Here is a 23,794-nt window from a genome sequence, read left to right as displayed (position 1 = left end):
GCGTTACCAGAAGGGATTGAACTGGTTGAACATCCGCATCGGCTGCGACATGCGCTGCATATCATCGGCCAGAAGCCCCATATTGCCGTCGACGGCGCGGAACGACTGCTGCATGTCCCCGATATGGGTTGACATTTGCTCGACATCACGGTCCAGAAGCGCGACGTGGCGGTTGATCTCGAACATGTCCATCGAGATGGTGTCGACGCTGTGGTTGATCTTATCCATGTGGAGCACGACGCCGGACATGCCCTCCATATTGGAATCCAGACGCGAGACCGTCGCGAGCATCCGGTTCATATCCTGGTTGATCTCCCCCATGTGGTTGTTAACGGCCGAGATCACGCGATTCATATTGTTCATCTGGGCCGAGACCACAATCACCAGCGCGAACAGGGCCGCCAGCAGCAGCGCCAGACCGAGGAACGTTACCCGGTAGAGGAAGTTCAGGCGTTGTGCCAGGGCCGCCGATCCCTGGAGATGCATGGCGTGAATACGATCGAAGCGCTCAAGCGCCGTCTCGACCATCTTGTCCTGGTCGAAATAACTCATACCTTGTCGTCCTCAAGCATTGCGCGAATGACCTTGACCTGCCAGGCCACGGCGTCATCGCCCGGGAATTGCTCATGCAGTGCGTAGAAACGTTCCAGCGCCCGTTCGAGGTCCTTCTCGTTGACCCGCAGGGCGAGCGCGGCCTCGTAGCGCGCGACATAGTCGCGTTGTTGGGCGAGTCCCGGGTCGGCGGCATGCCCGCGTAGTTCGTAGATATCGAAGGGCTCGCCCCTGTCCGAGTGGGCCTCCCCGTCGGAGGGGTTCCATCCGTCGAAGACTTCGACCCGATCGATCCAGCGCCATACGAAGTCGCCGGTGGTTTCACTGCGGATGGCCTCGCTGGCCAGTATGGTCGTGCCGTAGCGCCGATTCAGGTTGCCCAGCCAGTTGTTGACCGATACCGCGCCGCCAACGACCGAGTAGAACATGCGGTCTTCGGAGCCGAAATTCCCGACCATGCAGACATCGCGGTGCAGGCCCACGCGCAGCGTAATCGCCGGATGGTTTTCCCAGCGCAGTGCCTGACTGAGCTGGTGGGTCGCGGCCTGGCATTCGAGGGCCGCCGTGCAGGCGTGATAGGTATCGTTTTCGGCCGCATCCGGAGCCCCCCAGAACACGATGATCCGGTCATCGATGAACTTGTCGATGGCACCGCCGTTGCGATGCACGGCCTCGAAGATCTCGCGCTGATAACGCGTCAGGTACTCTGCCTCCTCCTGGGTCTCCATCTCCGCAGCCGTCGTGTTGAACTCGTTGATCCCGGTGTTCATGAGAACCAGTGACCGGCATTCGGCCCCGAGCGTGGCCTCGTGTTTCTCCGAAAGCAGACGTCGCAGCAGGGCAGTCGGGACGTACCGATTGAAGGCCATCAGGCTGGACGCCATCTGGCGCAGGGAGCGGTCGAGGGCATTGAACTCGCTGAACTCGCCCTGGACAGGTCTGAGTTCACCGAAGCGCAACTGCTCGAGCAGTCGGGCGTTATCGACCATCTGGCGCAGTGGTCGCGTAAGCTTGCTGGCGGTCAAAAAGATTGCATAGGCGGCCACGATCATCATGATCGTGGCCAGGGTCACCGAGGTATGAAGGCCGCGGTTCACGCCGGCCAGCACCGCATGATCCGGCACCATCAAGAACAGATGCCAGTCATGATCGAGGTGCTCGGTGAGTCGCTTCTTCTGCACAAAGTAGTTACCCGGTTCCAGATCGAGCAGTGTGACTTCGGGATCGCCCTGCGCCTTCGCCTTCGCGCGCAACTGCATCCAGGCGTCTGCGATCCATTGCTGGCGCAGGTCCGCAACCTCGAGTAATTCACCGGGGGGTGGTGCGTCCCGGCCCGGCCTGGGCCCGAGGTGGTGCGCCACAACCTTGTTGTCATCCGAGATGATCATCAGCATGGATTCCTCGCCAAGCTTGCCGGCACGCAATAGTGCCTCCAGCCGGGCGAGTGGAATCTCGATGCCAACGACCCCGTTCACCGCCCCCTCCGCATCCTGAACGGGCCGGGAGACCGTGATGCCGGGTGCCCCGGTCAGACTGAGCGGATGCACCTCGCTGAAGCGGGTGTCCTCGGGCGCGGCGCCCTTGTCAAACGCCTTGGCATCCTGTTGGGATGCCGTCCGTGGTTTGGTCAGGCGAGTCATGACGCTGAAGTCGTCGTCCCGATAGATCCACTCCTCCAGCGCGTCCCCGTTGTTGGGGGGCACGAAACGGGTCGCAGGATTGGGGAGGCTGCGTGCCTCCAGCAAGAGGTCATCCGGGCCAGCCATGAAGCTTGACTGGTGCAGTTCGGACTGTTGCGCCAGCTCCCAGAGACTGCGGAACACGGAGTCACGTTGTTCCAGCGCATCCAGGCCCTTCAGCCCCGAGGCCAGGAGCGCGAGACGATCGCCGGTCTCGGTGTAACGCTCGACGAAGCGGTCACGGGTCCTCTCCATCGCCCCGTCGATCACCCGGGTGCCGGCATCGACGACGCCTGAGCGCGCCAGGCTGTAGCCGGTGGCCGCAACAAGCGTAACGGTGATGATCATCATGGCGACGAACAACAGCTGGACGACCGCGCTGAATCCCAGACGCATGTATGCGACTCCCGACAAACGCAATAAGGGATCGCAAGCGTACACCGCAGAACGATCCCGTGACCACACGCACCGGGATTTGTCGCTGCCATTGAGGCGCAGGCATGCTCGGTCGGCCGTCACACGGAGGCAGGATAGGACGAACCCGAGTTCGTGCGATCCTGGCCTGAAGCGTTCGCGCCCGGGCACTCTGCGTCCGCTCGCGCCTGGCGGAATACTCCCGTCTACAAACGGCGCGACGCATGCCTAGTGGGCCACGCGGAAAGTTCGGTAACCGATCGCTTCGCCAGAAGTGCCGGCGCTGCGTTCCGCAAGTTTGAAATAGGGTGGCTATTCCAGCACTTGCTTGTCTTGCTCCGGCACTTCTGGCTGTGCTCCATCGTCACCGAATTTCCCGCATGACCCACTAGCGCCCTGGAACGTCCTTTGGCGGAACGGGGACGGGACGTGCGCCGTCATCGACGGCGATCCCGGCCGTAGCGCCGCGCAAAGCCGAGATCGCCACACTCTGATCCACCCCAGCGTACAGGTACCCCAATCCGTGGAGATCGCGGATAACCGCTGTGCGGTTTCCGGGCTCGCGATCTGTTCGGCCCACGAATCCCGTGAGAATTGGCTGCTGGGAAGCTCCTGCATGCATGGCCAGCGTTGGTGGGGCATTCTTAATCCGGTTCGTATCCGATCGGATCCTGCGCGCGCAGGTAGCTGGCGATGGCCTGGCGGTCCTCGGGGGTCAAGTGCGAGGTGCCGTGATCGATCACGTCGGCCATGCTGCCACCGGCGAAATCGCCATCCCGAGTAATTCCGATCTCCAGATAGCGCGCGATATGACGCTCGCCCCAGCGGCCGATGCCGGTCTCGCGGTCCGGGGTGATGTTGGGAGCGATGTCGCCATCCGGCAGTCGTGTACCGGCACCAAGCCGCTCCAGTTCCAGGCCGCCGGTGCGGGTTCTCGGGCTGTGGCATTCCATGCAATGGCCCAGGGCATGGGTCAGATAGGCACCACGGTTCCATTGTTCCGACTGATTCGGGTCAAATTCGAAGCGACCGGGCTCGAAATGCAGCCATTTCCACCCAATCAGGGCCGGACGGAAACGCGCGAACCAGTCGAGCTCGTGTGGTCGATTCGCCTCGGCTACGGGATCGACATTGGATTGCAGAAACGCCCACAACGCCTCGATGTCCTCGTCGCGCATCCTGGTGTACGAAGTGAACGGGAATGCCGGATAGTAGTGCCGGCCATCCGGGCTGCGCCCTTCCTGCAGCGCACGTTTGAAGTCGGCCTCTGACCATGTGCCGATGCCGTATTCCGGGTCGGGGGTGATGTTGGGCCCGTAGAACGCGCCGAAGGGGCTTTCGATCGGTCGCCCTCCGGCCAGGAATTCGCCGTCCTCGGCCGTGTGGCAGGTGACACAACCTGCGGCGCGCAAGACGTATTCACCGTAGGCGATCCGGTCGTCCTCACTGGCTGCGGGATCGATCTCGCCAATCGCGATCTCGGCCTGAGCCGGGGTGAACGTGAACGCGCCAAGGCTCAGGAAACAGAGGGCGGGCAACCAGGCTGCCCGCCTCTCGGGTACAAGAGACCCCGCCACGGGTTCAGTCGCGGCGGAAGTCATCGTGGCAGGCCTGGCAGGACTGCCCCAGGTTGCGGAACCGGATCATGTACTCGGACTCGTCCCCGGCCTCGACCGCGGCATGCAACGCCCTGGCCGCATCACGACTGTCGCTGGAAAGCTCGACATAACGATCCCAGTTGTCCCAGATCGCCTCGCGGGCATCGGTGTCGGGGAAGTCACTGCCCTCCGGAAACAGGGACGGGATGTCATGGGTCAGGTCGACCAGCTGCTGGGTGTGCATCTTCAGGTTTCCGGCATAATCGGCCCCGTCGATCACAACGGCCGCCACCGAACCCATGTTGCCGCCAATGGCACGCATCACACCCTGACGGTAGTCGATAGTGGCTTCGTGCTCGTCGAAGGCCTGGACCGAGCTGGTGGCACCCAAACCCAGCGTGAGGGTCGCCGCGACGGAGGCGGCAGTGAACAGACGTGCGGATCGCTTCATGGTATTTACTCCCTGTATCAAAAAGCCGAAACACCCGGGGCCGCGCGGTTGCGGCTCGGGCGACGGACCTTGGACTCGGCCCCGCGGACCATTGCAGCACAGTCGCGCCGGCCGGGGCACCCGTCTCGATTCGTTGACCCTGTAAAATACGTGGTGTTCCGTTCATTACAATGATGAATTATCCAGAGGTCGCTCCTGCCATGTCCGCAGCCCCCATCCACCCCGATGAACACGCACTCCGCGAGGCCCTGATCACCACTGCGCTGGAAACGAATCGACGCGGCCTGAACCAGGGCACCTCGGGCAATGTGAGCGTGCGTCTGGGCGACGGCATGCTGATCACACCGTCCGGGGTGCCATACGAGGCGCTGCGTCCCGAAGATCTCGTATTCGTCGACGCCAATGGGCACTGGGAAGGCTCCCTCCGGCCATCCAGCGAATGGCATTTTCACCGCGCGATCCTGCAGGAGCGACGCGAGCTCGCGGCCGTAATCCATGTACATTCCGTCCATGCGAGTGTCGTGGCCATCCAGGGGCGGGATATCCCCGCGCTGCACTACATGGTGGCGGCGGCCGGTGGCCACTCCATTCGCTGTGCGCCGTATGCGACATTCGGGACCGAAGCCCTTTCACAGCATGCGCTGGAGGCCCTGCGCGACCGCACGGCCTGCCTTCTGGCCAATCATGGCATGATCGCCACCGGCGCGAATCTGGAGCGCGCACTGTGGCTGGCCGAGGAGGTCGAATTGCTGGCGCAGCAGTACGTCCTGAGTCTGCAGATCGGGGGACCGCAACTGCTTGATGATGCCGAGATGGAGCGCGTGCTCGCGAAATTCCGGGACTACGGGCCCCGCGAACGCACCTGACCCACGCGGCTCAGAGCCCCACTTTCCGCGTGCTGTTGCCGGCTTCAGGGCCGTTCTGGGGGGCCGAACGCGGGGCGAAGTCGGTCTGGTCGCATGTCTCCAGATAATGTTGTAGTGTCCAGGTAACCGAGGGAAAGGCCAAGGTCGGCGGCAACTGGTCAAATGCGAACAGCCCGACCTCCTGCGATTCCGGGCCCGGTGCAATCGGATCGTCCAACAGTCGCGCACGGTAGATCAACTGCACATGGCCGATATGTGGCACGCTGTACACCCCGAGGAGCTGATCGATCTCCAGTTTCGCTCGCGCCTCTTCCCAGGCCTCGCGGCGCGCACCTTCGGCCGGGCTTTCGCCCTGCTCCATGAAACCGGCCGGGAGAGTCCAGTGCCCCTTGCGCGGTTCAATCGCGCGGCGACAGAGCAACACCCGCCCGTCACGGATGGCCACGCTTCCGACGATGATTCGCGGGTTTTCGTAGTCAATGAAACCACAATGGTCACAGACCCGCCGTTCGCGGTCGTCACCTTGCGGGATGCTGTGCTGGAATCGGGGCGCCAGGGCCGGTTGCTCGGGACTCATGAGGGTTCCGTAACAGGGTTCGACGAATCAGGTTTGCGGGCCTCACCGGCAGCGCACTGCGCCGCCCGTGCTGCACAAACACGCGCAATCCTCTACGGTCCACGGTACAGTCGGGCACAAAGGTGTACAGAGGGGAGCATGACCACACGCACGCGCTTTTCCATCGGTGAACTCGTTCACCATACCAAGTTCGATTACCGTGGTGTGATCGTCGACGTCGACCCGGTCTATGCCGGATCGGACGAATGGTACGAGACCGTCGCCCGCAGCCGTCCGCCCAAGGATCAACCGTGGTATCACGTCCTGGTCGACGAGCATACGCACAGCACCTACGTGGCAGAGCGGCATCTGGAGCCCGATACCCGCGGCGAGCAGATCGATCACCCGGCCCTGGGGCAATTCTTCGACCGTTTCATGCAAGGGCGTTACTCGCGGCAGGGCGAACCCGGTGCCCATTAGGAGCCTGCCGGGCTTTGGACGAATGATGATGCCCCGAACCTTGCTGCGTCCATGACTCACCCCGACCCCCGGCATCCCGATTTCCAGGTGGTGCCCCCCGTCATCGGGTTTCTGCTGGTCACCAACGTCGCGCTGTTCCTGGTAATGCCCTGGCTGGGTGACTGGCTGATCGGTCATTTCGGGCTCTGGCCAGTGGGCACGCCCGCCGTCATCCACCAGGACGGCAGCTGGATGCGGGTGCCCGACTTCCAGCTATGGCAACTCGTAAGCTACGGTTTTCTGCACGGCGGCCCCATCCACCTGTTCGTGAACCTGTTTGTGGTCTGGATGCTGGGGGTGCAGCTCGAGAACACCTGGGGCTCGCGCACCTTCGCCATCTATTTTCTGGTCTGCGTGATCGGGGCGGGTCTGGTGCAACTGGTCGTCACCGCCCATGGCAACGGCGACATGATCTACCCCACCATTGGTGCCTCCGGCGGGGTGTTTGGCGTCCTGCTTGCGTTCGGGATGATGTTTCCCAACCAGCGCATGTTCCTGATCTTTCTTCCGATCCCGATCAAGGCCAAATACTTCGTGATCGCCTACGGCGCACTCGAGCTCTATCTGGGGATTTCCGGAACCCTGGCCGGCATTGCCCACTTCGCCCATCTCGGCGGCATGGCCTTTGGGTTCCTGCTGATCCAGTACTGGCGCGGGCGCCTGCCCCTCCGGCCGCGCCAGCGCCGTTTCTGGTGGTAGCGGCCCGAGTTTGGAATTCGCCCGAGAAGCGGTCGCTTGTGAACGCGGCTGCGGCGGGCGTGCTCAGCCCGCCGCGCGCGCCTTCAGGTAGGCGGCGAAGTCGTCCTTCAGCTCCGGATGATTCAGTGCAAACTCGACCGTGGCCTCCAGATAGCCCAGCTTGCTGCCACAATCGAACCGCCGCCCCTCGAAGTTGAAGGCGGTTACTCGTTCATGATCCAGCAAACGGGCGATGGCGTCGGTGAGCTGGATCTCGCCACCGGCGCCCGGCGTCTGCGTGGCCAGCATCTCGAAGATCTTCGGCGTCAGCACATAGCGTCCCACCACGGCCACGTTGGACGGTGCCTGATCCGGACTGGGCTTTTCGACAATCCCCTTCACATCCCAGGACCTCGGACCAGTCTGCACCGGGTCGATGATGCCGTACTGGTGAGTGCGGTCAGCCGGCACCTCCTCTACCCCCAGGACACTGCAGCCGTGTGCGGCGTACTGATCCACCATCTGGCGCGTGGCACCACCATCGGCAGACTCGATCAGGTCGTCCGCCAGGATCACTGCAAACGGCTCGTTGCGGACAATCGGATGCGCGCAGGCCACGGCATGCCCGAGCCCGAGGGCATCCGACTGGCGCACGTACACACAGGTCACGTTGGGCGGCACGATGTCGCGCACCTGCTTCAAGAGCTCCGTCTTGCCACGCTCCTCCAGCTCCTGTTCCAGCTCGTAGGCCTTGTCGAAATGATCCGGGATGGAGCGTTTGTTCCGCCCGGTCACGAACACCAGGGTCTCGATGCCCGCCGCGACCGCCTCCTCCGCCGCGTACTGGATCAACGGTTTGTCGACCACCGGCAGCATCTCCTTGGGGTTCGCCTTGGTCGCCGGAAGAAACCGGGTGCCCATGCCGGCAACCGGGAACACCGCGGTACGAATGGGGGCGTGATTCTGGCTCATTCCATCTCCTGTTCACTCTTGCAGACGCCGTGGTCCCGGCGCAGCGGCATTGCCCTGGGGGGACACTCTGATCCCTGTACACGCTCGCTGTCTCGTCGCCCTTGCGTGCGAACGAGGCGCGGTGATCGCCGTGCAGTCATTCTGCACAAGGGGGCCGCAACGCCGTGCGCACGCCCGTCGTGGATCACAACGGGAGGCCGAAGCCCCTTCGGCATTCGTACCCCGGGTTCACCGATCCTGCGTTGCGGCCCGAATCCATCCGGAACGGGCGCCTGGAATCACTACCCGCCGGGCGAGGCGCCGGGTATCGGAACACCCGGGGGACCCAGCCAAGTGTATCCATTGGTCAGTGCTTCCCCATCGAAAAGCCCCCGGCCTCTGCGTCCTGTCCGGACCCATCGACCAGGGGCTTCGCTCGGGGGGCAGCCCTGGCCACCACCCCGAAGTGCTACTCGACGATGATACGATCGAGGTTCATCTCTACCGTGCGCTCACCGATACCGGAGACCTCGGTCAGCGCCTGCACCGACGCAAAATCTCCATGCGCCTCGCGATGTTCGACAATCGCCTGCGCCTTGACCGGCCCCACGTTGGCCAGCGCGGACAGCTCCTCCGCCGTGGCCGCATTCACGTTCAACGTCTGCCCCGCGGATGCGGACATCACTGCCAGGGGCAATACGCACAACCCCGCCAGAACCCAGCATTTTGCACACTGAAAAAGCTGTTTCATGAAAACCCTCCTTAGTTTCACTTGGCGAATGGTGCATCCATGCACCAAAGGTATCCTAGCCGGATTATTCGTATGGGAAAAGCCCCTGGCGTCAGCGCGGACTGCCCAGTCTCCTCACAAACGTCTCCACAGCCCTGGCCGGTTCAGGCGCACGGGTAATCGGACGCCCAACCACAACGGCGCTCGCCCCTGCCGCGATGGCGCGCTCCGGCGTCATTACCCGCTTCTGGTCATCCCCTCCAGCCTGCTCCAGGCGAATGCCCGGGGTTACCAGCAGCGGTGTCGGGCCGAGGCGCTCGCGAAGCATGCTCGCCTCCTGGGCCGAGCACACGAGGCCGTCCAGGCCCGCTTTCTGAACCGCCAGAGCGCCCAGTAGGCCCACCTGATCCGCCGGCTCGCGCTGCACACCGATCTCGCGCAACGTTCGCGCATTACTGGAGGTCAGCACCGTAACCGCAAGCAAGGCCGTGGTGTCGTTGGTCTCCCGTACCGCCGCATGTGCAGCCTGCATCATTTCCAGCCCGCCGCTGGCATGCAGGTTCAGCAGCCAGACCCCGGTACGCGCCGCCGCACGACAGGCCGCCGCCACGGTATTCGGGATGTCGTGAAACTTGAGGTCCAGAAACACCCGGAAACCAAGATCATGCAAACGGCTGAGCAGATCCGGGCCGGCCACCACGAACAACTCGAACCCAACCTTGACCGCACACTGGGCAGGATCGAGCTGACGCGTAAAGTCCAGAGCGGTATCAGCATCGGCAAAGTCGAGCGCAACGATCAAACGAGTTCCGGGTTCTGCTTGAATGGCATTCATGGCTTCGGGGTTCCTTCTTGGATGAGCGCCTCTTCGGCCGCCTCCGTGCTCTGGTCGATGTCGAAATCAAGGCCGCGCAGCGTATCCCAGCGCCGACAGCTCGGGCACTGCCATACGTGCGCCCGCCCCTGATATCCGCAATTTACGCACTGATACAGATGCTGACTGCCAAGTTGGTCGGCCAGCGCCTTTTCAAAGGCCGCGAACTCCGTACTGTACTGCTGAACTGCGGGCAGAATCTTCATCCAGCGGACGGCCTCCAGCAGACCTGAGGTCGGGACCGGACGCTGCGCCAGGATCATGCCCAGCTCCGCCAGGGCCGCATCCAGACGCTGCGTGCGCCGGTACAGGCGCATCAGGGCGATGCGGGCCATCGTAATGCCCAGGTTGCGGGCCAGATCGTCCAGCACCTCTTCGAGCTGAGCGAGCCGGTTATCCCCCGGTAGCTGCTGATGCAGGCACTCCAGCCGCGGCACCAGCAGGGGCGCCAGTTGTGGCGTCAGTGCGACCGCATCGCGCCCCAGCGTGATGGCTTCGCGGATCGCGCCGCGCCGCGCCGCAATCTCCGACTGGATCAGCAACGCCCGCGACAACCGGGGCACCATCGCCTGCGCGCGTTCCGCGCGGTCACCGGCGGCCTGCCAGTCACCTTTTGCCAGCGCGATCTGCGCCAGTTCGCAGTGATAATGCGCAATACGCTGGTCCTCGTGTGCGAGGCCATGCGCTTTCAGGCGGTCACCCACCTCGATCGCCCGCTCCCATTCCCGCTGGGTCTCGTACACCTGGCGCAGCCCTTTCAGCGCAGGAACCGCCTGGTGCGGAGAATCCGCCAGCTCGCGGAAGACCGCCTCCGCACGATCCAGCACCCCGGCGATCAGAAAGTCTTCGCCCAGTTCGCACAGCGCCTGCGCCCGGTGTGCGGGCGACAAAGTGGGGCGCGCCACCAGATTCTGATGAATCCGAATTGCGCGATCCACCTCGCCCCTGCGGCGAAACAGGCGCCCCAGAATCACGTGGGTTTCAAAGGTTTCGTGATCCACCTCCACCATTTCGATGAAGGCATGCAGGGCATCGTCGGTGCGGTCATCCAGCAGATACCGTACCCCCTCGAGATAGCGATCCAGCGAGGGCTCCTGCTCCTTGCAGTCCTCCTGCACACCGTACCGCGCCAGCCACCAGCCGCTCGCGGCTGCGATGGGGAGCAGCAACCAGAACCAGTCATTGATCATCGACGAGTACGCTCCCCGGGTACGGACAGCGAAGCAAAGGGTATGGAAGACCGCATGGTGATGCGGCTAGTAGAAATCCCGCATCGGTGCGGTACGCAGCTGTTCCACCTCGGCCTTGAGGGCATGGTTCTGCTCGCGCAGGGCCGTGATCTTCTGGCGCAGCCGTCGCAGCCGCAACCACAGGACTACCGTTGCCAGCAGGACGCCTACCAGCGCCGACACACCGAGCAGCACCACAAGGGGCGCTTCCAGCTCCATGCCAGGCAGCACCAGCGTGGCCAGTTCTTCATTGAGGACAACGAGAATACCGACGGCCGAGGAAATCAGGATCAACGCGACAAACGCCACGATATTGCGGATCTTCTGCCGGCGCCTCTCGTCCATGGAAGCCCCCTACTTCGTGTCGGAGACAGCGTCGTTTACCCGTTCGCGCAATTCCTTGCCGGGTTTGAAATGAGGCACATGCTTGCCGGGCAGAGCCACGCTCTCTCCGGTCTTCGGGTTGCGTCCCAGCCGCGGTGGCCGGAAGTGCAGGGAAAAACTGCCAAAACCGCGTATTTCCACGCGTTGCCCATTGGCGAGGGCATGACTCATCCGTTCAAGCAAAGCCTTGACCGACATCTCGACGTCCCGAGCGGGCAGATGGGGAGACTTTCGCGCCAGGTTCTCGATCAATTCCGATTTGGTCATCTGGGACTCGTCAGCAAGAAAGGCTATGGGGTTGTCCGGAACAAAAAGACCCACGGCACCCCCTGGTGCCGTGGGCCGGATCGGAACGGACTTTAGTCGTTCTTGTCCATCTGTTCCTTAAGCAGGTCGCCCAGGGTGGTACCACCGCCCGCGCTGCTGCCGTAGTCGGAGACCATTTCGGCCTCTTCAGCACGATCCTTGGCCTTGATCGACAGGCTGATGGCGCGGGTCTTCTTGTCGACACCCATGAACTTCGCCTCGACGGTCTCGCCGACCTTAAGGACGGTACTGGCATCTTCCACTCGATCCTGGGAGATGTCGGCGGCACGCAGGATGCCGTCGATGCCATCGGCCAGTTCGATCACAGCCGCCTTGGCGTCCACTTCCTTCACGGTGCCGGACACGATGCTGCCCTTGCTGTGCTCGGCCACGAAGTTGGCAAACGGATCGCGATCCAGCTGCTTCAGGCCCAGCGAGATACGCTCGCGCTCGGGGTCCACGGACAGCACCACGGCCTCGACCTCGTCACCCTTCTTGAAGTTGCGAATGGCTTCTTCGCCGGCTTCGTGCCAGGACAGATCGGACAGGTGGATCAGGCCATCGATGCCGCCTTCCAGGCCGACGAACACGCCGAAGTCGGTAATCGACTTGATCTGGCCACGGACCTTCTCGCCACGATTGTGGTTGGCGGCGAAGTCGTCCCACGGGTTGGACTGGCACTGCTTCATGCCCAGCGAGATACGGCGGCGCTCTTCGTCCAGGTCCAGGATCATTACCTCGACCTCGTCGCCGATCGCGACCATCTTGCCCGGGTTCACGTTCTTGTTCGTCCAGTCCATCTCGGACACGTGCACCAGGCCTTCCACGCCGTCTTCGATTTCCACGAAGCAACCGTAGTCGGTGATGTTGGTGACCTTGCCGAAGATGCGGGTGCCGGTCGGATAACGGCGGGTAATGTTCTCCCACGGATCCTCGCCCAGCTGCTTGAGGCCCAGGGACACACGCATGCGCTCGCGGTCGAACTTCAGAACCTTGACCTCGACTTCCTGACCGATTTCAACAACATCGGAAGGATGCTTCACGCGCTTCCACGCCATGTCGGTGATATGCAGAAGGCCATCGATGCCGCCCAGATCCAGGAACGCACCGTAGTCGGTCAGGTTCTTGACGATACCCTTGACCTGAGCACCTTCCTGCAGGTTCTTCAGCAGTTCTTCGCGCTCGGCGCTGTATTCCTGCTCGACCACGGCGCGACGCGAGACCACCACGTTGTTGCGGCGGCGATCCAGCTTGATGAGCTTGAATTCCAGCTCCTTGCCTTCCAGATACGCGGTATCGCGCACCGGACGGACATCCACGAGTGAACCCGGCAGGAACGCCCGGATATCGCCCAGCTCGACGGTGTAGCCGCCCTTGACCTTGCCGGAGATTTTGCCGGTAACGTACTGCTCTTCTTCCATCGCACCTTCGAGACGGTCCCAGGCCTTGGCCCGCTTGGCCTTCTCGCGCGACATGCGCGTCTCGCCAAAACCGTCTTCCGGGGTTTCGAGGGCCACTTCGACGACATCGCCGACCTGGACCTCGAGCTCACCCTCGTCGTTCATGAACTGCTCGGTGGGGATGACCCCCTCGGACTTCAGCCCGGCGTTCACCATGACGACATCCGGGGTGACCTCAATGACGGTGGCACTGAGGATGGCACCCGGCTGCATCTGGGTGTAGGCCATGCTCTCTTCGAGCAGTTGCGCGAAACTTTCACTCATGGGTTTGTGAACCTGTGGTTTAACAAATGCTTGCAGAAACTTCCTGCAACCAGTTCTAGAGGTTTATGGTCCCGCTTCCGACGGCTTATTCCGCGGGGCGGGGGCTTGGTTCCGGGAGTACGTCCCGGAGGCGTTCGAGGATCATGTCCACCACGCCAACGATGTCGAGATCCGTCGTATCCAGTTCCCAGGCATCCTCGGCCGGCTTCAGGGGGGCCACGCTGCGCTCGCGGTCGCGGCGATCGCGTGCCTCCATCTCATCCCGAAGGGCGGGGAGGTTAGCACTAAGTCCTTGTTCCTTCAACTGCATGTAACGCCGCCGCGCCCGCTCTTCGGGTGACGCCGTCAGGAACACCTTGAGATCCGCCTGCGGAAAGACGACCGTGCCCATATCGCGACCGTCGGCGACCAGACCTGGGGCCTTCGCAAAGCCGCGCTGGCGTTCCAGCAGTGCCTCGCGCACGGCGGGAATGGCCGCCACTTGCGAGGCATCACTGCCGGCCTGCTCCGTGCGCAGCAACTGGTCCACCGGGGCACCCTCCAGCAGCGTGGTAACAGCGGTGGCATCCCGGTTGACCTCGAAATCCACATCCAGGCCCGCCGCCAGGCGCACCAACGCGCCCTCGTCTGCCAGCTCCACCCCGTGCTGGCGTGCCGCCAGGCCCAGAAGCCGGTACAGGGCACCGCTGTCCAGAAGATGCCAGCCCATGGCGGCAGCAATGCGCATGCATACCGTGCCCTTGCCGGCGCCCCCGGGCCCGTCGATGGTCAAGACCGGAACCGTCGCGCTCATGCGGCCTCCACCTGCAGGCCGGCCGTCCTGGCCAGCTCGACGAAGCCGGGGAAGGACGTCGCGACATTGGCACAGTCATGAATACGGATCGGATCACGGGCCCGGAGACCGGCCATCGCAAACGCCATCGCAATGCGATGATCGCCATGACTGTCGATCTCGCCCCCATCGAAGTGGCCGCGCCCCTGGATGCGGATGCCATCGGGCAAGACGGTGCACTCGATCCCGAGCGCGGCCAGCCCGTCCGCCATGACCTGGATGCGGTCACTCTCCTTGACCCGCAGCTCCTCCGCGCCGGTCAGCACCGTCTCGCCGGAGGCACAGGCGGCCGCCACGAAGATCGCGGGAAACTCGTCGATGGCCAGCGGCACCAGTTCTTCGGGAATGACGACGCCCTTCAGCTCGGAGGCCTCGACTTCAAGATCCGCCACCGGTTCGCCACCGGCCTCCCGCGTATCCAGCACCTCGATGCGTGCGCCCATCAGGCGCAGGATGTCGATCACGCCGGTGCGGGTGGGGTTGATGCCCACGTGCTGCAACCGCAGCCGCGAGCCACTGGCAATGGAGGCCCCGACCAGGAAGAAGGCCGCCGAAGAGATATCCGCCGGCACATCCACCGGGCTGGCGATCAGCTCCCCACCGCCCTCCAGGCACGCCTGCGGCCCGTCGCGCTCGACGCCGTAGCCAAATCCGGCCAGCATGCGCTCGGTATGGTCGCGGGTGGGCGCCGGCTCGGTAACGCAGGTGCGCCCGTCCGCCCACAGCCCGGCTAGCAGCAGCGCGGACTTCACCTGGGCGCTGGCAACCTGCAGTTCGTGGTCGGTGCCATGCAGGGGCGCGCCGCCCTGCACCCGCAGCGGCGGGGTCCCGGTCTCGCTGGTGCTGATCCGGGCCCCCATCCGCGCCAGCGGCTCGGTCACGCGTCGCATCGGCCGTACGCTCAGCGAACGGTCACCCACCAGTTCGGTATCGAACGCCTGCCCGGCCAGGACACCGCACATCAGGCGCATCGCCGTGCCGGAGTTGCCCATGTCCAGCGGTGCTGCCGGCGCCCGCAGGCCGCGCAGCCCCACCCCGTGGATGCGCACATCCCCGGGACCCATACGCTCGATCTCGACCCCCATCGCACGAAATGCCTCCAGCGTGGCGAGGCAGTCGGCCCCCTCGAGGAAGCCGGTCACGCGCGTCTCGCCAGCGGCCAGCGCGCCCAGCATGATCGCCCGGTGGGAGATGGACTTGTCACCCGGCACTCGGACGTGGCCCGACAGGTCCCCGCCAGGCTGTACGGTAAAGGTATTCATGGTGTCTCAGGTATCCAGTTGTGCATCCGCGGGATCGCAGAGGCGATCGCGGGTTTCCTTGGCATGTTCGAATTGCTGCTCGATGGTGATGGCGTCACCGCGTTCAATCGCGCCCCGGAGTGCCTCCAGGTCGTGTTGATACTGCGCGATCACATCGAGGATGGCCGGGCGGTTCGCCAGACAGATATCGCGCCAGACCACCGGGTCGCTGGAGGCGATACGGGTGAAGTCGCGAAATCCGCCGGCCGCGTAGTGGAAGATTTCGTCGCGCTCGCTCATCCCCGCCAGCGACTCCACCAGGGTAAATGCCAACACATGCGGCAGATGGCTGGTTGCCGCCAGCACCCGGTCGTGATGCGCGGGCGTCATGTATTCGACCCGCGCGCCGGCGGCCTTCCACATCGCGGCCACGCGATCGGTGGCCAGCGGGTTGGTCGCATCCGCAGGCGTCAGGATCACCAGACGGTTGCGGAACAGACTGGCAAAGGCCGCGCCCACGCCGCTCTTCTCGGTGCCGGCAATCGGATGTCCCGGCACGAACTCGCGCGGGACATGACCAAACCCGGCCCCGACGGCATCGATGACGGCCTGCTTGCTGCTGCCCACGTCGGTCAGCGGACTGCCCTCGGGCCAGAACTGCGCCAGGTCGCGTGCCAGCGGTTCCATCGCCCCCAGCGGCACGGCCAGCACACCGATATCGGCACCCTCCGCCGCGGCCGCTACATCCGTTGTCCAGCGATCAATCACGCCCAGCCGCTCGGCCTCGCGGAGGTTGTCGGCATTGCGCGAGCAGCCCACGATCTCGTCCACGGCACCCGCCTCGCGCAGGGCCAGCGCCAGCGAGCCGCCGATCAGGCCCACCCCGAAGATGACCAGTCGTTCGATCACGCCAGGGCCTTTTTCAATGCCTGCAAAAACCGGTCATTGTCTTCCCGGGTCGACACGGTCACCCGCAGATGACCGGGCAATCCGTGATTCTCCACCGGTCGCGTGATCACGCCATCCCGCAACAGCGCCTCATACACCGCGCCCGCCTCGCGGCCCGTGTCGAAGGTGATGAAATTGCCCACCGAGGGGATGACCCGCAGCCCCATCTCCCGCAGCGCGGCATCCACCTGCTGCAACCCCGCGCGATTGGTTGCGACCGATTTTTCCACATGCGCACTGTCGTCCAGTGCGGCGAGCCCCGCGGCCTGAGCCACTGCATTCACGTTGAACGGCTGCCGGACCCGGTTCAGCAGATCCGCAACCGCGACGGAACTGACCGCATAGCCCAGCCGCAGCCCCGCCAGGCCCTGGATCTTGGAGAAGGTCCGGGTCACGATCAGGTTGGGATAGCGCGCCAACCACTGCGTGCAGTCCGGGTAGTCGGCCGTCTCGACATATTCGAAATAGGCCTCGTCCACCACCACCAGCGTCGTCGCGGGCATTGCCGCTACAAAGGCCTCCAGCGCCGCTGCGTCCACCCAGGTACCAGTCGGATTATTGGGGTTTGCCACGAACACCACGCGCACATCCTGATCCACCCGTGCCTGCATGGCCGCAAGATCATGGCCATAGGGCTGCGTGGCATGACCGGCCGGCAGCGCGGGCGCGACCCGTGCCTCGGCGTCTACCGCCTGCGTAACCAGGGGATACACCGCAAAGGCATGCGCCGAAAACACCGCGGCCCGGCCCGGCGCCAGCCAGGTACGCGCGATCAGCTCCAGCACCTCGTTGGAACCATTGCCCAGCGTGATCTGTTCCGGCGCCACACCATGCTGCTGGGCCAGCCGCGCCTTTAGCTCGAAGCCGTTGCCATCGGGGTAGACGTGCGCCGTGGCCAGCGCCGCCCTTCCCGCCTCCACCGCCAGTGGCGACGGTCCCAGCGGATTTTCATTCGACGCCAGCTTGATCGCCTGGCGAATCCCCAGTTCGCGTTCGAGCGCCGCAACGGGCTTGCCCGGCTGATACGGAGTCAGCCCCTGTACACCCCCCACGGCCAGCGCAACGGGGTCGAATACCGGATCGGCCGTACTGGATACGGAGGAATTCATTGCCATCGGTAGGAACCTCGACGCGTTCGGATAATCGGGTCAGGTCGCGGCCTGGGGGTAGCTCCCCAGGACCTTCACGGTGTCGGCACTTGCGCGCAGCTGCTCGAGGCAGTCGCGAATCAGCGGGTCCTGCTGATGCCCGACCAGATCGAGGAAAAACACGTAGTTCCAGGGCGTGCAGCGCGAAGGCCGCGACTCGATGCGGGTCAGGCTGATACCTGCCTCCGCAATCGGTTTGAGCAGCGAAAACAGGGAGCCGGGACGGTTCGCCGTGCTGAGCATGATCGAGGTCCGGTCGGCACCGCTGGGCTCGGTCGTGCCGGAACCAATGATCAGGAACCGCGTGGTGTTATCCGCCCGGTCCTCCACATGGGGGGCACGCACCGGCACCTTGTAGTGTTCGGCCGCTGCCTGGCTGGCCAGCGCCGCGGCGCTCGGGTCCCCGGCCGCAATCTCGGCCGCGCGGGCATTGCTGGAGACCGCCTCACGCTCGGCATGTGGCAATTCGCTGTCCAGCCACTGACGACATTGCGCCAGCGCCTGGGCATGGGCCCGCACGCGCTGGACTTGGCTCAGGTCTTCCGCCTGCGTCAGGAGATGATGATGAATCGGCGTTACCACCTCGCCACAGATCAGCAGGTCGGAATCCATGAAACAGTCGACGGTGTGGGTAACCACGCCCTCGGAGCTGTTCTCGATTGGCACCACGCCGAACTGCGCCCGCCCGGTCTCTACCGCCCCGAACACGGCATCGATGGATGCCAGCGGCCGGGTTTCCACTGCGTGTCCGAAGTGCTTGCGTGCCGCCAGATGGGTAAAGGTCCCGACCGGGCCCAGATAGGCCACATTCAGCGGATGTTCCAGCGCCAGGCATTCCGACATGATCTCGCGGAACAGGCGCGTGACTGCCTCCGACGAAAGCGGCCCCGGGTTGCGTTCACGCACCCGGCGCAGGACCTCAGCCTCGCGCTCGGGGCGATAAAACACCGGGTTCGCCTCCTGGCGCCGCTTCACCCGTGCGACGGCCTCGGCGCAGCGAGCACGCTCACTCAGCAGGCCCAGCAATTCGGCATCGAGCCGGTCAATCCGCTCGCGCAGGCCCGGCAGATCCTCGTGCTCGGAGGCCGGCGGTTGTGCATGCTGATCCCCGGACACGAGCTACAGCACCCGCGCCCGCAGCACACCATCGATCGCGTGCAACGCATCCAGCGTCGCCTGGTCCGGGTGACCGTCCACATCCAGCAGGGTATAGGCGAGATCGCCGCGCGAGTCGTTCATCAGATGCAGGATGTTGATGTTGGATTCACCCAGGGTATGCGAGATCCGCCCCACCCGATCCGGCAAATTACGATTGACGATGGCGATGCGGGTATCGCCCTTGCGATCCAGTACCAGCGTCGGCAGGTTCACGGAGTTGACCACGTTCCCGTTTTCCAGGTAATCACGGAGCTGGTCGGCGATCATCACCGCGCAATTCTCCTCCGACTCCGTGGTCGAGGCCCCCAGATGCGGCAGGGTGATGACCCGCGGATGCCCCACCATGCCGCGTACCGGGAAGTCCGTGATGTAGGCATGCAGGCGTTCGCTATCCAGACCTTCGCGCACGGCATCGTCATCCACCACGCCCTCGCGGGCCAGGTTCAGCACCATCGCCCCGGGGTTCATGCCGGCGAGATTGCGTGCATTGACCAGCCGGGCCGTGTTTTCTGTCAGTGGCACATGCACCGTCACCGCATCGGCACCCTCCATCGCCGCCTCCACCGAGCGGGCGCGCTCGATGCCGGAATCCAGTCGCCAGGCGTTCTCCACCGTTACCTTCGGATCGAACCCGACGACCTCCATGCCCAGCGCCCGCGCAGCATTCGCCACACCGACCCCTATCGCCCCCAGGCCCAGCACTGCCAGACGACGCCCGGGCAGTTCGAAGCCGGTAAACTTCTTCTTGCCCTGCTCCACAGCAGACATGAAGTCATCCTTGGACGGGTCCAGCTCCTGTACGTAGCCGGCGGCGGGAAGCAGGTTGCGCGCCGCCAGCAACAAGCCGGCAATGACCAGTTCCTTGACCGCATTGGCGTTCGCGCCAGGGGCGTTGAATACCGCGACCCCGGTCTCCGACAGAGCCGCTACCGGGATATTGTTCACGCCGCTGCCGGCACGGCCCACGGCCAGCACCGAGTCCGGGATATCCACCGAATGCAGGTCGAAGGATCGCAGCATCAGAGCATCTGGCTGATTGATGTCAGACGCAACCTCGTAGCGATCACGCGGGAAACGTTCCAGCCCCCGCAGCGCGATATTGTTATAGGTCTGAATCCGGTACATCACAGCCTCCTTTCCCGGTGTGTGCGTTGCCCCGGGATCAAGCGTGGCGGTTTTCGAAATCCGCCATGAATTCGATCAGCGCATCCACCGCGCTCTCGGGAACCGCATTGTAGATACTGGCGCGCATGCCACCCACGGAGCGGTGCCCCTTGAGCGAGGACAGCCCGGCCGCATCGGCCTCATTCAGGAAGGTCCCGTCCAGGGAGTCGTCCGCCAGGATAAACGGCACATTCATCCAGGAGCGCGCCGAACGCTCCACCGGATTACGGTAGAACGCCGAATTGTCGATGAATTCGTACAGCTTGCCGGCCTTGCGCTGGTTAATCTCGGCCATCGCCTGCAGGCCGCCCTGTTCCAGCAGCCATTCGAACACCAGCCCGGCCAGGTACCAGCCGAAGGTGGGCGGCGTGTTGTACATGGAGTCGTTCTTGCTCTGCAACGCCCAGTCCAGCACCGCCGGGACCGGCCCCTTTTCGCGCTCCAGGAGGTCATTGCGCACGATCACCAGGGTCAGGCCGGCCGGCCCGATATTCTTCTGCGCCCCGGCATAGATCACCCCGAACTTCGAGACATCGATCGGTCGCGAAAGGATGGTGGAGGACATGTCCGCGACCAGCGGCACGCCCCCCACCTCCGGGATGTCGTGGAACTCCACCCCGCCAATCGTCTCGTTTGGGGTGTAATGCACGTAGGCGGCGTCCGGGTTCAGGTTCCAGCCGGCGCGCTCCGGGATGGAGGCATAGCCGCTGGCCTGCGAGCTGGCGACGATATTCACCGAGCCGTATTTCTGCGCCTCCTTGATCGCCTTGCCGGACCAGGCCCCGGTATCGACATAATCCATGCTGCGACCGCCGCCAAGATTCAGCGGAATGGCCGCGAACTGCCCGGTCGCACCGCCCTGCAGAAACAGGACCGAATAGTTATCCGGGATCGACAGCAACGTGCGCAGATCCTGCTCGGCCTTCTCGGCCACCGCCATGAACGGCTTGCCGCGGTGGCTCATCTCCATCACGGACATCCCGGACCCGCGGAAGTCCAGAAGCTCGTCCCTGGCGCGTTCCAGCACCGGCTGCGGCAGGGCCGCCGGCCCGGCGCTGAAGTTCATCACTCGGTTCATGCCTGTTCTCCGTTGTCGCTGGATTCGGGACCGGCGTCCGGGTCCTCACTCATGTCTGCATTCTCGGGATCGTCTTCGCCCTGTAACTGGGCCACGCGCGCAAGCTCCACCAGGTTCTCGCCCTCGTCCAGGCGGATCAGGCGCACACCCTGCGTATTGCGTCCAATCAGCGGGATCTGCTCCACTGGCGTGCGCACCAGGGTGCCGCCGTTGGTGATCAACATCACCTCGTCGTCTTCCAGTACGCGCGAGGCGCCCACCAGCGGACCGTTACGCCCCTCGGTCTGGATCGCAATGACGCCCTGCCCCCCGCGGCGGTGCACCGGGAACTCGTCGAAGCGCGTGCGCTTGCCATAGCCATTGCGACTCGCCAGCAGCGCCGAACCCGTGTCCACATTCAGCAGCGCGATCACCCGCTGCCCGTCCTCCATCCGCACGCCGCGCACCCCGCAGGCCGTCCGCCCCATCGCGCGCACGTCGCTCTCGTGGAAACGCACGGCCTTGCCGGCGGTCGTCACCAGCATCACGTCCAGCGTGCCATCGGTAAGCGAGACATCCACAAGGTGGTCGCCCTCGCGCAGGTCCACCGCGATGATGCCGGAGGCGCGCCGGCGCGAGAAATCCGTCAGCGGGGTCTTCTTCACCGTACCCTGCGCGGTCACCATGAACACGTAGTGGTCCGGATCGTATTCGCGCACCGGGAGGATCGCATTGATCCGTTCGTCGGACTCCAGCGGCAGCAGGTTCACGATCGGCTTGCCGCGCGAAGCCCGCGATCCCTGCGGCAACTCGTAGACCTTGAGCCAGTAGACACGCCCGCGGCTGGAGAAGCACAGGATGGTGTCGTGGGTGTTCGCAACCACCAGACGGTCGATGAAGTCCTCTTCCTTGAAGCTGGTCGCCGCCTTGCCGCGCCCGCCGCGACGCTGGGCGCGGTAATCGGCCACCGGCTGGTACTTCACGTAACCGGCATGGGAGAGCGTCACGACCACGTCTTCCTCGCCGATCAGGTCCTCCAGCGTCAGGTTCGCCTGCCGCTCACGGATCTCGCTGCGGCGTTCGTCGCCGAACTGTTCGGCCACGGCCAGCAGCTCGTTGCGGATCTCCAGTTGCAGACGCTCGCCGGACCCGAGGATATCCAGGAGGTCGTCGATCCGTTCCAGCAGCTCGCGGTATTCGTCGAGGATCTTGTCCTGCTCAAGCCCGGTCAGGCGGTGCAGCCGCAGGTCCAGGATCGCCTGTGCCTGCGTCTCGGACAGGCGATAACCGGCGTCGCTGACACCGTATTCCGGAGGCAGGTCTTCCGGGCGCGAGGCACTGGCGCCGGCCCGATCCAGCATGCCGCTGACCACCCCTAGCGGCCAGCTGCGCGCCAGCAGACCCGCCTTGGCCTCGGCCGGATTGGGGGCGGCACGGATCAGCTCGATGACCGGGTCGATGTTGGCCAGAGCGATCGCCAGGCCCTCCAGCACATGGGCGCGCTCGCGTGCCTTGCGCAGGTCAAAGATGGTCCGGCGGGTCACCACCTCGCGGCGGTGGCGCAGGAAGGCCTCCAGCACCTGGCGCAGATCCAGCACCTTCGGCTGCCCGTCCACCAGGGCGACAATGTTGATACCGAAGACGTTCTGCATCTGCGTATGCATGTACAGGTGGTTCAGGACCACCTCGGCCATCTCGCCGCGCTTGAGCTCGATGACCAGGCGCATGCCGTCCTTGTCCGACTCGTCACGCAGCTCCGAGACGCCCTCGATGCGCTTTTCCTTGACCAGCTCCGCGATCTTCTCGGTCAGGCGGGCCTTGTTGACCTGATACGGCAGTTCGGTAACCACGATCGCCTGGCGTTGCCCGCCTTCCAGATCTTCGACATGCGAACGCGCCCGAATCAGCACCCGGCCGCGGCCGGTGCGGTACGCCTCGCGCACGCCCTCGATGCCGTTGATGATGCCGGCCGTCGGGAAGTCCGGACCCGGCAGGTGTTCCATCAGGCCATCGATGGAGATCTCGGGATCGTCGATCAGCGCCACACAGGCGTTGATCACCTCGCTCAGGTTGTGCGGCGGGATGTTGGTGGCCATCCCCACCGCGATCCCGGCGGAGCCGTTGACCAGCAGGTTCGGGAACTTGCTCGGCAGCACCGCCGGCTCGGTCTCGGAGCCGTCGTAGTTGTCGATAAAGTCGACGGTTTCCTTGTCGATGTCGGCCAGCAGCTCGGCCGCGATGCGCGCCATGCGCACCTCGGTGTACCGCATGGCCGCCGGGGAATCGCCGTCAATGGAGCCGAAGTTGCCCTGCCCGTCGGCGAGCATGTAGCGCATTGAAAACGGCTGAGCCATGCGCACGATGGCATCGTAGACGGCGGAATCGCCATGCGGGTGGTACTTACCGATCACGTCACCAACCACGCGCGCCGACTTCTTGTAGGGCTTGTTGTAGTCGTTGCCCAGCTCACGCATCGCGTAGAGCACGCGGCGATGGACCGGCTTGAGGCCGTCACGGACATCGGGGAGGGCCCGGCCCACGATCACGCTCATTGCGTAATCGAGGTAGGACTGCTGCATCTCGTCTTCGAGATTAACCGGGAAGATTTCCTTGGCAAATTCCGCCATCGAGGGTTACGCCGTCCGTCTGAACAAGCCCGCGATCATAGCACAGGGGGTTCCGTGGGGCGGGGGGATTTCGCCCTTAAAACGGTTCTCCGAAGCTCTCAGCACACT

23 protein-coding genes are annotated in these 23,794 nt (G+C 64.2%); 3 read left to right on the top strand and 20 right to left on the bottom strand.

All coding sequences use genetic code 11. The features are described from left to right. Positions 1-3 precede the first annotated feature (3 nt). From G332_RS0106555 to G332_RS0106540, 4 genes are all read right to left on the bottom strand, one after another. Positions 4-552: a hypothetical protein gene (locus tag G332_RS0106555; protein WP_019626206.1), complete on the bottom strand. Its 549-nt coding sequence runs from the start codon at positions 550-552 to the stop codon at positions 4-6. Next, positions 549-2,627, bottom strand: a complete 2,079-nt coding sequence (locus G332_RS0106550) for an adenylate/guanylate cyclase domain-containing protein (RefSeq protein WP_019626205.1) — start codon at positions 2,625-2,627, stop codon at positions 549-551. The genes G332_RS0106555 and G332_RS0106550 overlap by 4 nt, the downstream gene beginning before the upstream one ends. Positions 2,628-3,289: 662 nt before the next feature. Next, complete coding sequence (locus tag G332_RS0106545; protein WP_051080536.1) at positions 3,290-4,246, bottom strand: cytochrome c; 957 nt, start codon at positions 4,244-4,246, stop codon at positions 3,290-3,292. Continuing rightward, complete coding sequence (locus tag G332_RS0106540; protein WP_019626203.1) at positions 4,227-4,694, bottom strand: cytochrome c; 468 nt, start codon at positions 4,692-4,694, stop codon at positions 4,227-4,229. The genes G332_RS0106545 and G332_RS0106540 overlap by 20 nt, the downstream gene beginning before the upstream one ends. Positions 4,695-4,894: 200 nt before the next feature. Here G332_RS0106540 and G332_RS0106535 point away from each other — a divergent pair, with 200 nt between their 5' ends. Next, positions 4,895-5,560, top strand: a complete 666-nt coding sequence (locus tag G332_RS0106535) for an L-fuculose-phosphate aldolase (RefSeq protein ID WP_019626202.1) — start codon at positions 4,895-4,897, stop codon at positions 5,558-5,560. Positions 5,561-5,570: 10 nt separating this feature from the next. Here G332_RS0106535 and G332_RS0106530 read toward each other — a convergent pair whose 3' ends face one another. After that, positions 5,571-6,137: an NUDIX domain-containing protein gene (locus G332_RS0106530; protein WP_019626201.1), complete on the bottom strand. Its 567-nt coding sequence runs from the start codon at positions 6,135-6,137 to the stop codon at positions 5,571-5,573. Between the two features lie 138 nt (positions 6,138-6,275). Here G332_RS0106530 and hspQ point away from each other — a divergent pair, with 138 nt between their 5' ends. Beyond that, positions 6,276-6,596: a heat shock protein HspQ gene (hspQ, locus tag G332_RS0106525; protein ID WP_019626200.1), complete on the top strand. Its 321-nt coding sequence runs from the start codon at positions 6,276-6,278 to the stop codon at positions 6,594-6,596. Positions 6,597-6,647: 51 nt separating this feature from the next. Beyond that, entirely contained in the window at positions 6,648-7,334 is a 687-nt protein-coding gene (locus G332_RS0106520; RefSeq protein ID WP_019626199.1) for a rhomboid family intramembrane serine protease, read from the top strand. Positions 7,335-7,397: 63 nt separating this feature from the next. Here the strand turns inward: G332_RS0106520 and galU are convergent, their stop codons facing one another. The 15 genes from galU to gyrA all read right to left on the bottom strand — a co-directional run bounded on the left by galU (position 7,398) and on the right by gyrA (position 23,686). After that, positions 7,398-8,285 carry a UTP--glucose-1-phosphate uridylyltransferase GalU gene (gene galU / locus G332_RS0106515; protein WP_019626198.1) on the bottom strand — a complete coding sequence of 296 codons (888 nt, stop codon included), beginning with the start codon at positions 8,283-8,285 and terminating at the stop codon, positions 7,398-7,400. A 448-nt stretch (positions 8,286-8,733) separates the two neighbouring features. Then, positions 8,734-9,015 carry a ComEA family DNA-binding protein gene (locus tag G332_RS0106510; RefSeq protein ID WP_019626197.1) on the bottom strand — a complete coding sequence of 94 codons (282 nt, stop codon included), beginning with the start codon at positions 9,013-9,015 and terminating at the stop codon, positions 8,734-8,736. Between the two features lie 91 nt (positions 9,016-9,106). After that, positions 9,107-9,829 (bottom strand): orotidine-5'-phosphate decarboxylase, encoded by a 723-nt coding sequence (gene pyrF, locus G332_RS0106505; RefSeq protein WP_026340672.1) that lies wholly within the window; start codon positions 9,827-9,829, stop codon positions 9,107-9,109. Continuing rightward, positions 9,826-11,058, bottom strand: a complete 1,233-nt coding sequence (locus G332_RS0106500; RefSeq protein WP_019626195.1) for a tetratricopeptide repeat protein — start codon at positions 11,056-11,058, stop codon at positions 9,826-9,828. The genes pyrF and G332_RS0106500 overlap by 4 nt, the downstream gene beginning before the upstream one ends. A gap of 66 nt (positions 11,059-11,124) precedes the next feature. Next, positions 11,125-11,442 carry a lipopolysaccharide assembly protein LapA domain-containing protein gene (locus G332_RS0106495; protein ID WP_019626194.1) on the bottom strand — a complete coding sequence of 106 codons (318 nt, stop codon included), beginning with the start codon at positions 11,440-11,442 and terminating at the stop codon, positions 11,125-11,127. 9 nt (positions 11,443-11,451) lie between these two features. Then, a complete protein-coding gene (locus G332_RS0106490; protein WP_019626193.1) occupies positions 11,452-11,748 on the bottom strand; it encodes an integration host factor subunit beta in 297 nt (98 codons plus the stop codon). Between the two features lie 92 nt (positions 11,749-11,840). Continuing rightward, positions 11,841-13,511 carry a 30S ribosomal protein S1 gene (gene rpsA, locus G332_RS0106485; protein WP_019626192.1) on the bottom strand — a complete coding sequence of 557 codons (1,671 nt, stop codon included), beginning with the start codon at positions 13,509-13,511 and terminating at the stop codon, positions 11,841-11,843. An 85-nt stretch (positions 13,512-13,596) separates the two neighbouring features. Next, positions 13,597-14,304, bottom strand: coding sequence for a (d)CMP kinase (cmk, locus tag G332_RS0106480; RefSeq protein ID WP_019626191.1), 708 nt, complete (start codon positions 14,302-14,304; stop codon positions 13,597-13,599). Next, positions 14,301-15,605, bottom strand: coding sequence for a 3-phosphoshikimate 1-carboxyvinyltransferase (gene aroA, locus G332_RS0106475; protein ID WP_019626190.1), 1,305 nt, complete (start codon positions 15,603-15,605; stop codon positions 14,301-14,303). The genes cmk and aroA overlap by 4 nt, the downstream gene beginning before the upstream one ends. Before the next feature lie 6 nt (positions 15,606-15,611). Then, a complete protein-coding gene (locus G332_RS0106470) occupies positions 15,612-16,493 on the bottom strand; it encodes a prephenate dehydrogenase/arogenate dehydrogenase family protein (RefSeq protein ID WP_019626189.1) in 882 nt (293 codons plus the stop codon). Beyond that, positions 16,490-17,647: a histidinol-phosphate transaminase gene (hisC, locus tag G332_RS0106465; RefSeq protein WP_026340671.1), complete on the bottom strand. Its 1,158-nt coding sequence runs from the start codon at positions 17,645-17,647 to the stop codon at positions 16,490-16,492. The genes G332_RS0106470 and hisC overlap by 4 nt, the downstream gene beginning before the upstream one ends. A gap of 33 nt (positions 17,648-17,680) precedes the next feature. Continuing rightward, positions 17,681-18,796, bottom strand: a complete 1,116-nt coding sequence (gene pheA, locus G332_RS0106460) for a prephenate dehydratase (RefSeq protein ID WP_019626187.1) — start codon at positions 18,794-18,796, stop codon at positions 17,681-17,683. A gap of 3 nt (positions 18,797-18,799) precedes the next feature. Next, entirely contained in the window at positions 18,800-19,963 is a 1,164-nt protein-coding gene (locus G332_RS0106455; protein ID WP_019626186.1) for a phosphoglycerate dehydrogenase, read from the bottom strand. 37 nt (positions 19,964-20,000) lie between these two features. Then, positions 20,001-21,080 carry a 3-phosphoserine/phosphohydroxythreonine transaminase gene (gene serC, locus G332_RS0106450; protein WP_026340670.1) on the bottom strand — a complete coding sequence of 360 codons (1,080 nt, stop codon included), beginning with the start codon at positions 21,078-21,080 and terminating at the stop codon, positions 20,001-20,003. Beyond that, entirely contained in the window at positions 21,077-23,686 is a 2,610-nt protein-coding gene (gene gyrA / locus G332_RS0106445; RefSeq protein WP_019626184.1) for a DNA gyrase subunit A, read from the bottom strand. The genes serC and gyrA overlap by 4 nt, the downstream gene beginning before the upstream one ends. Positions 23,687-23,794 lie beyond the last annotated feature (108 nt).

This window comes from Thioalkalivibrio sp. ALJT (assembly GCF_000381825.1).
Taxonomy (GTDB): domain Bacteria; phylum Pseudomonadota; class Gammaproteobacteria; order Ectothiorhodospirales; family Ectothiorhodospiraceae; genus Thioalkalivibrio.
Note: the sequence above shows the minus strand (reverse complement) of the source record. Positions and strands in the feature narration are given on the sequence as shown.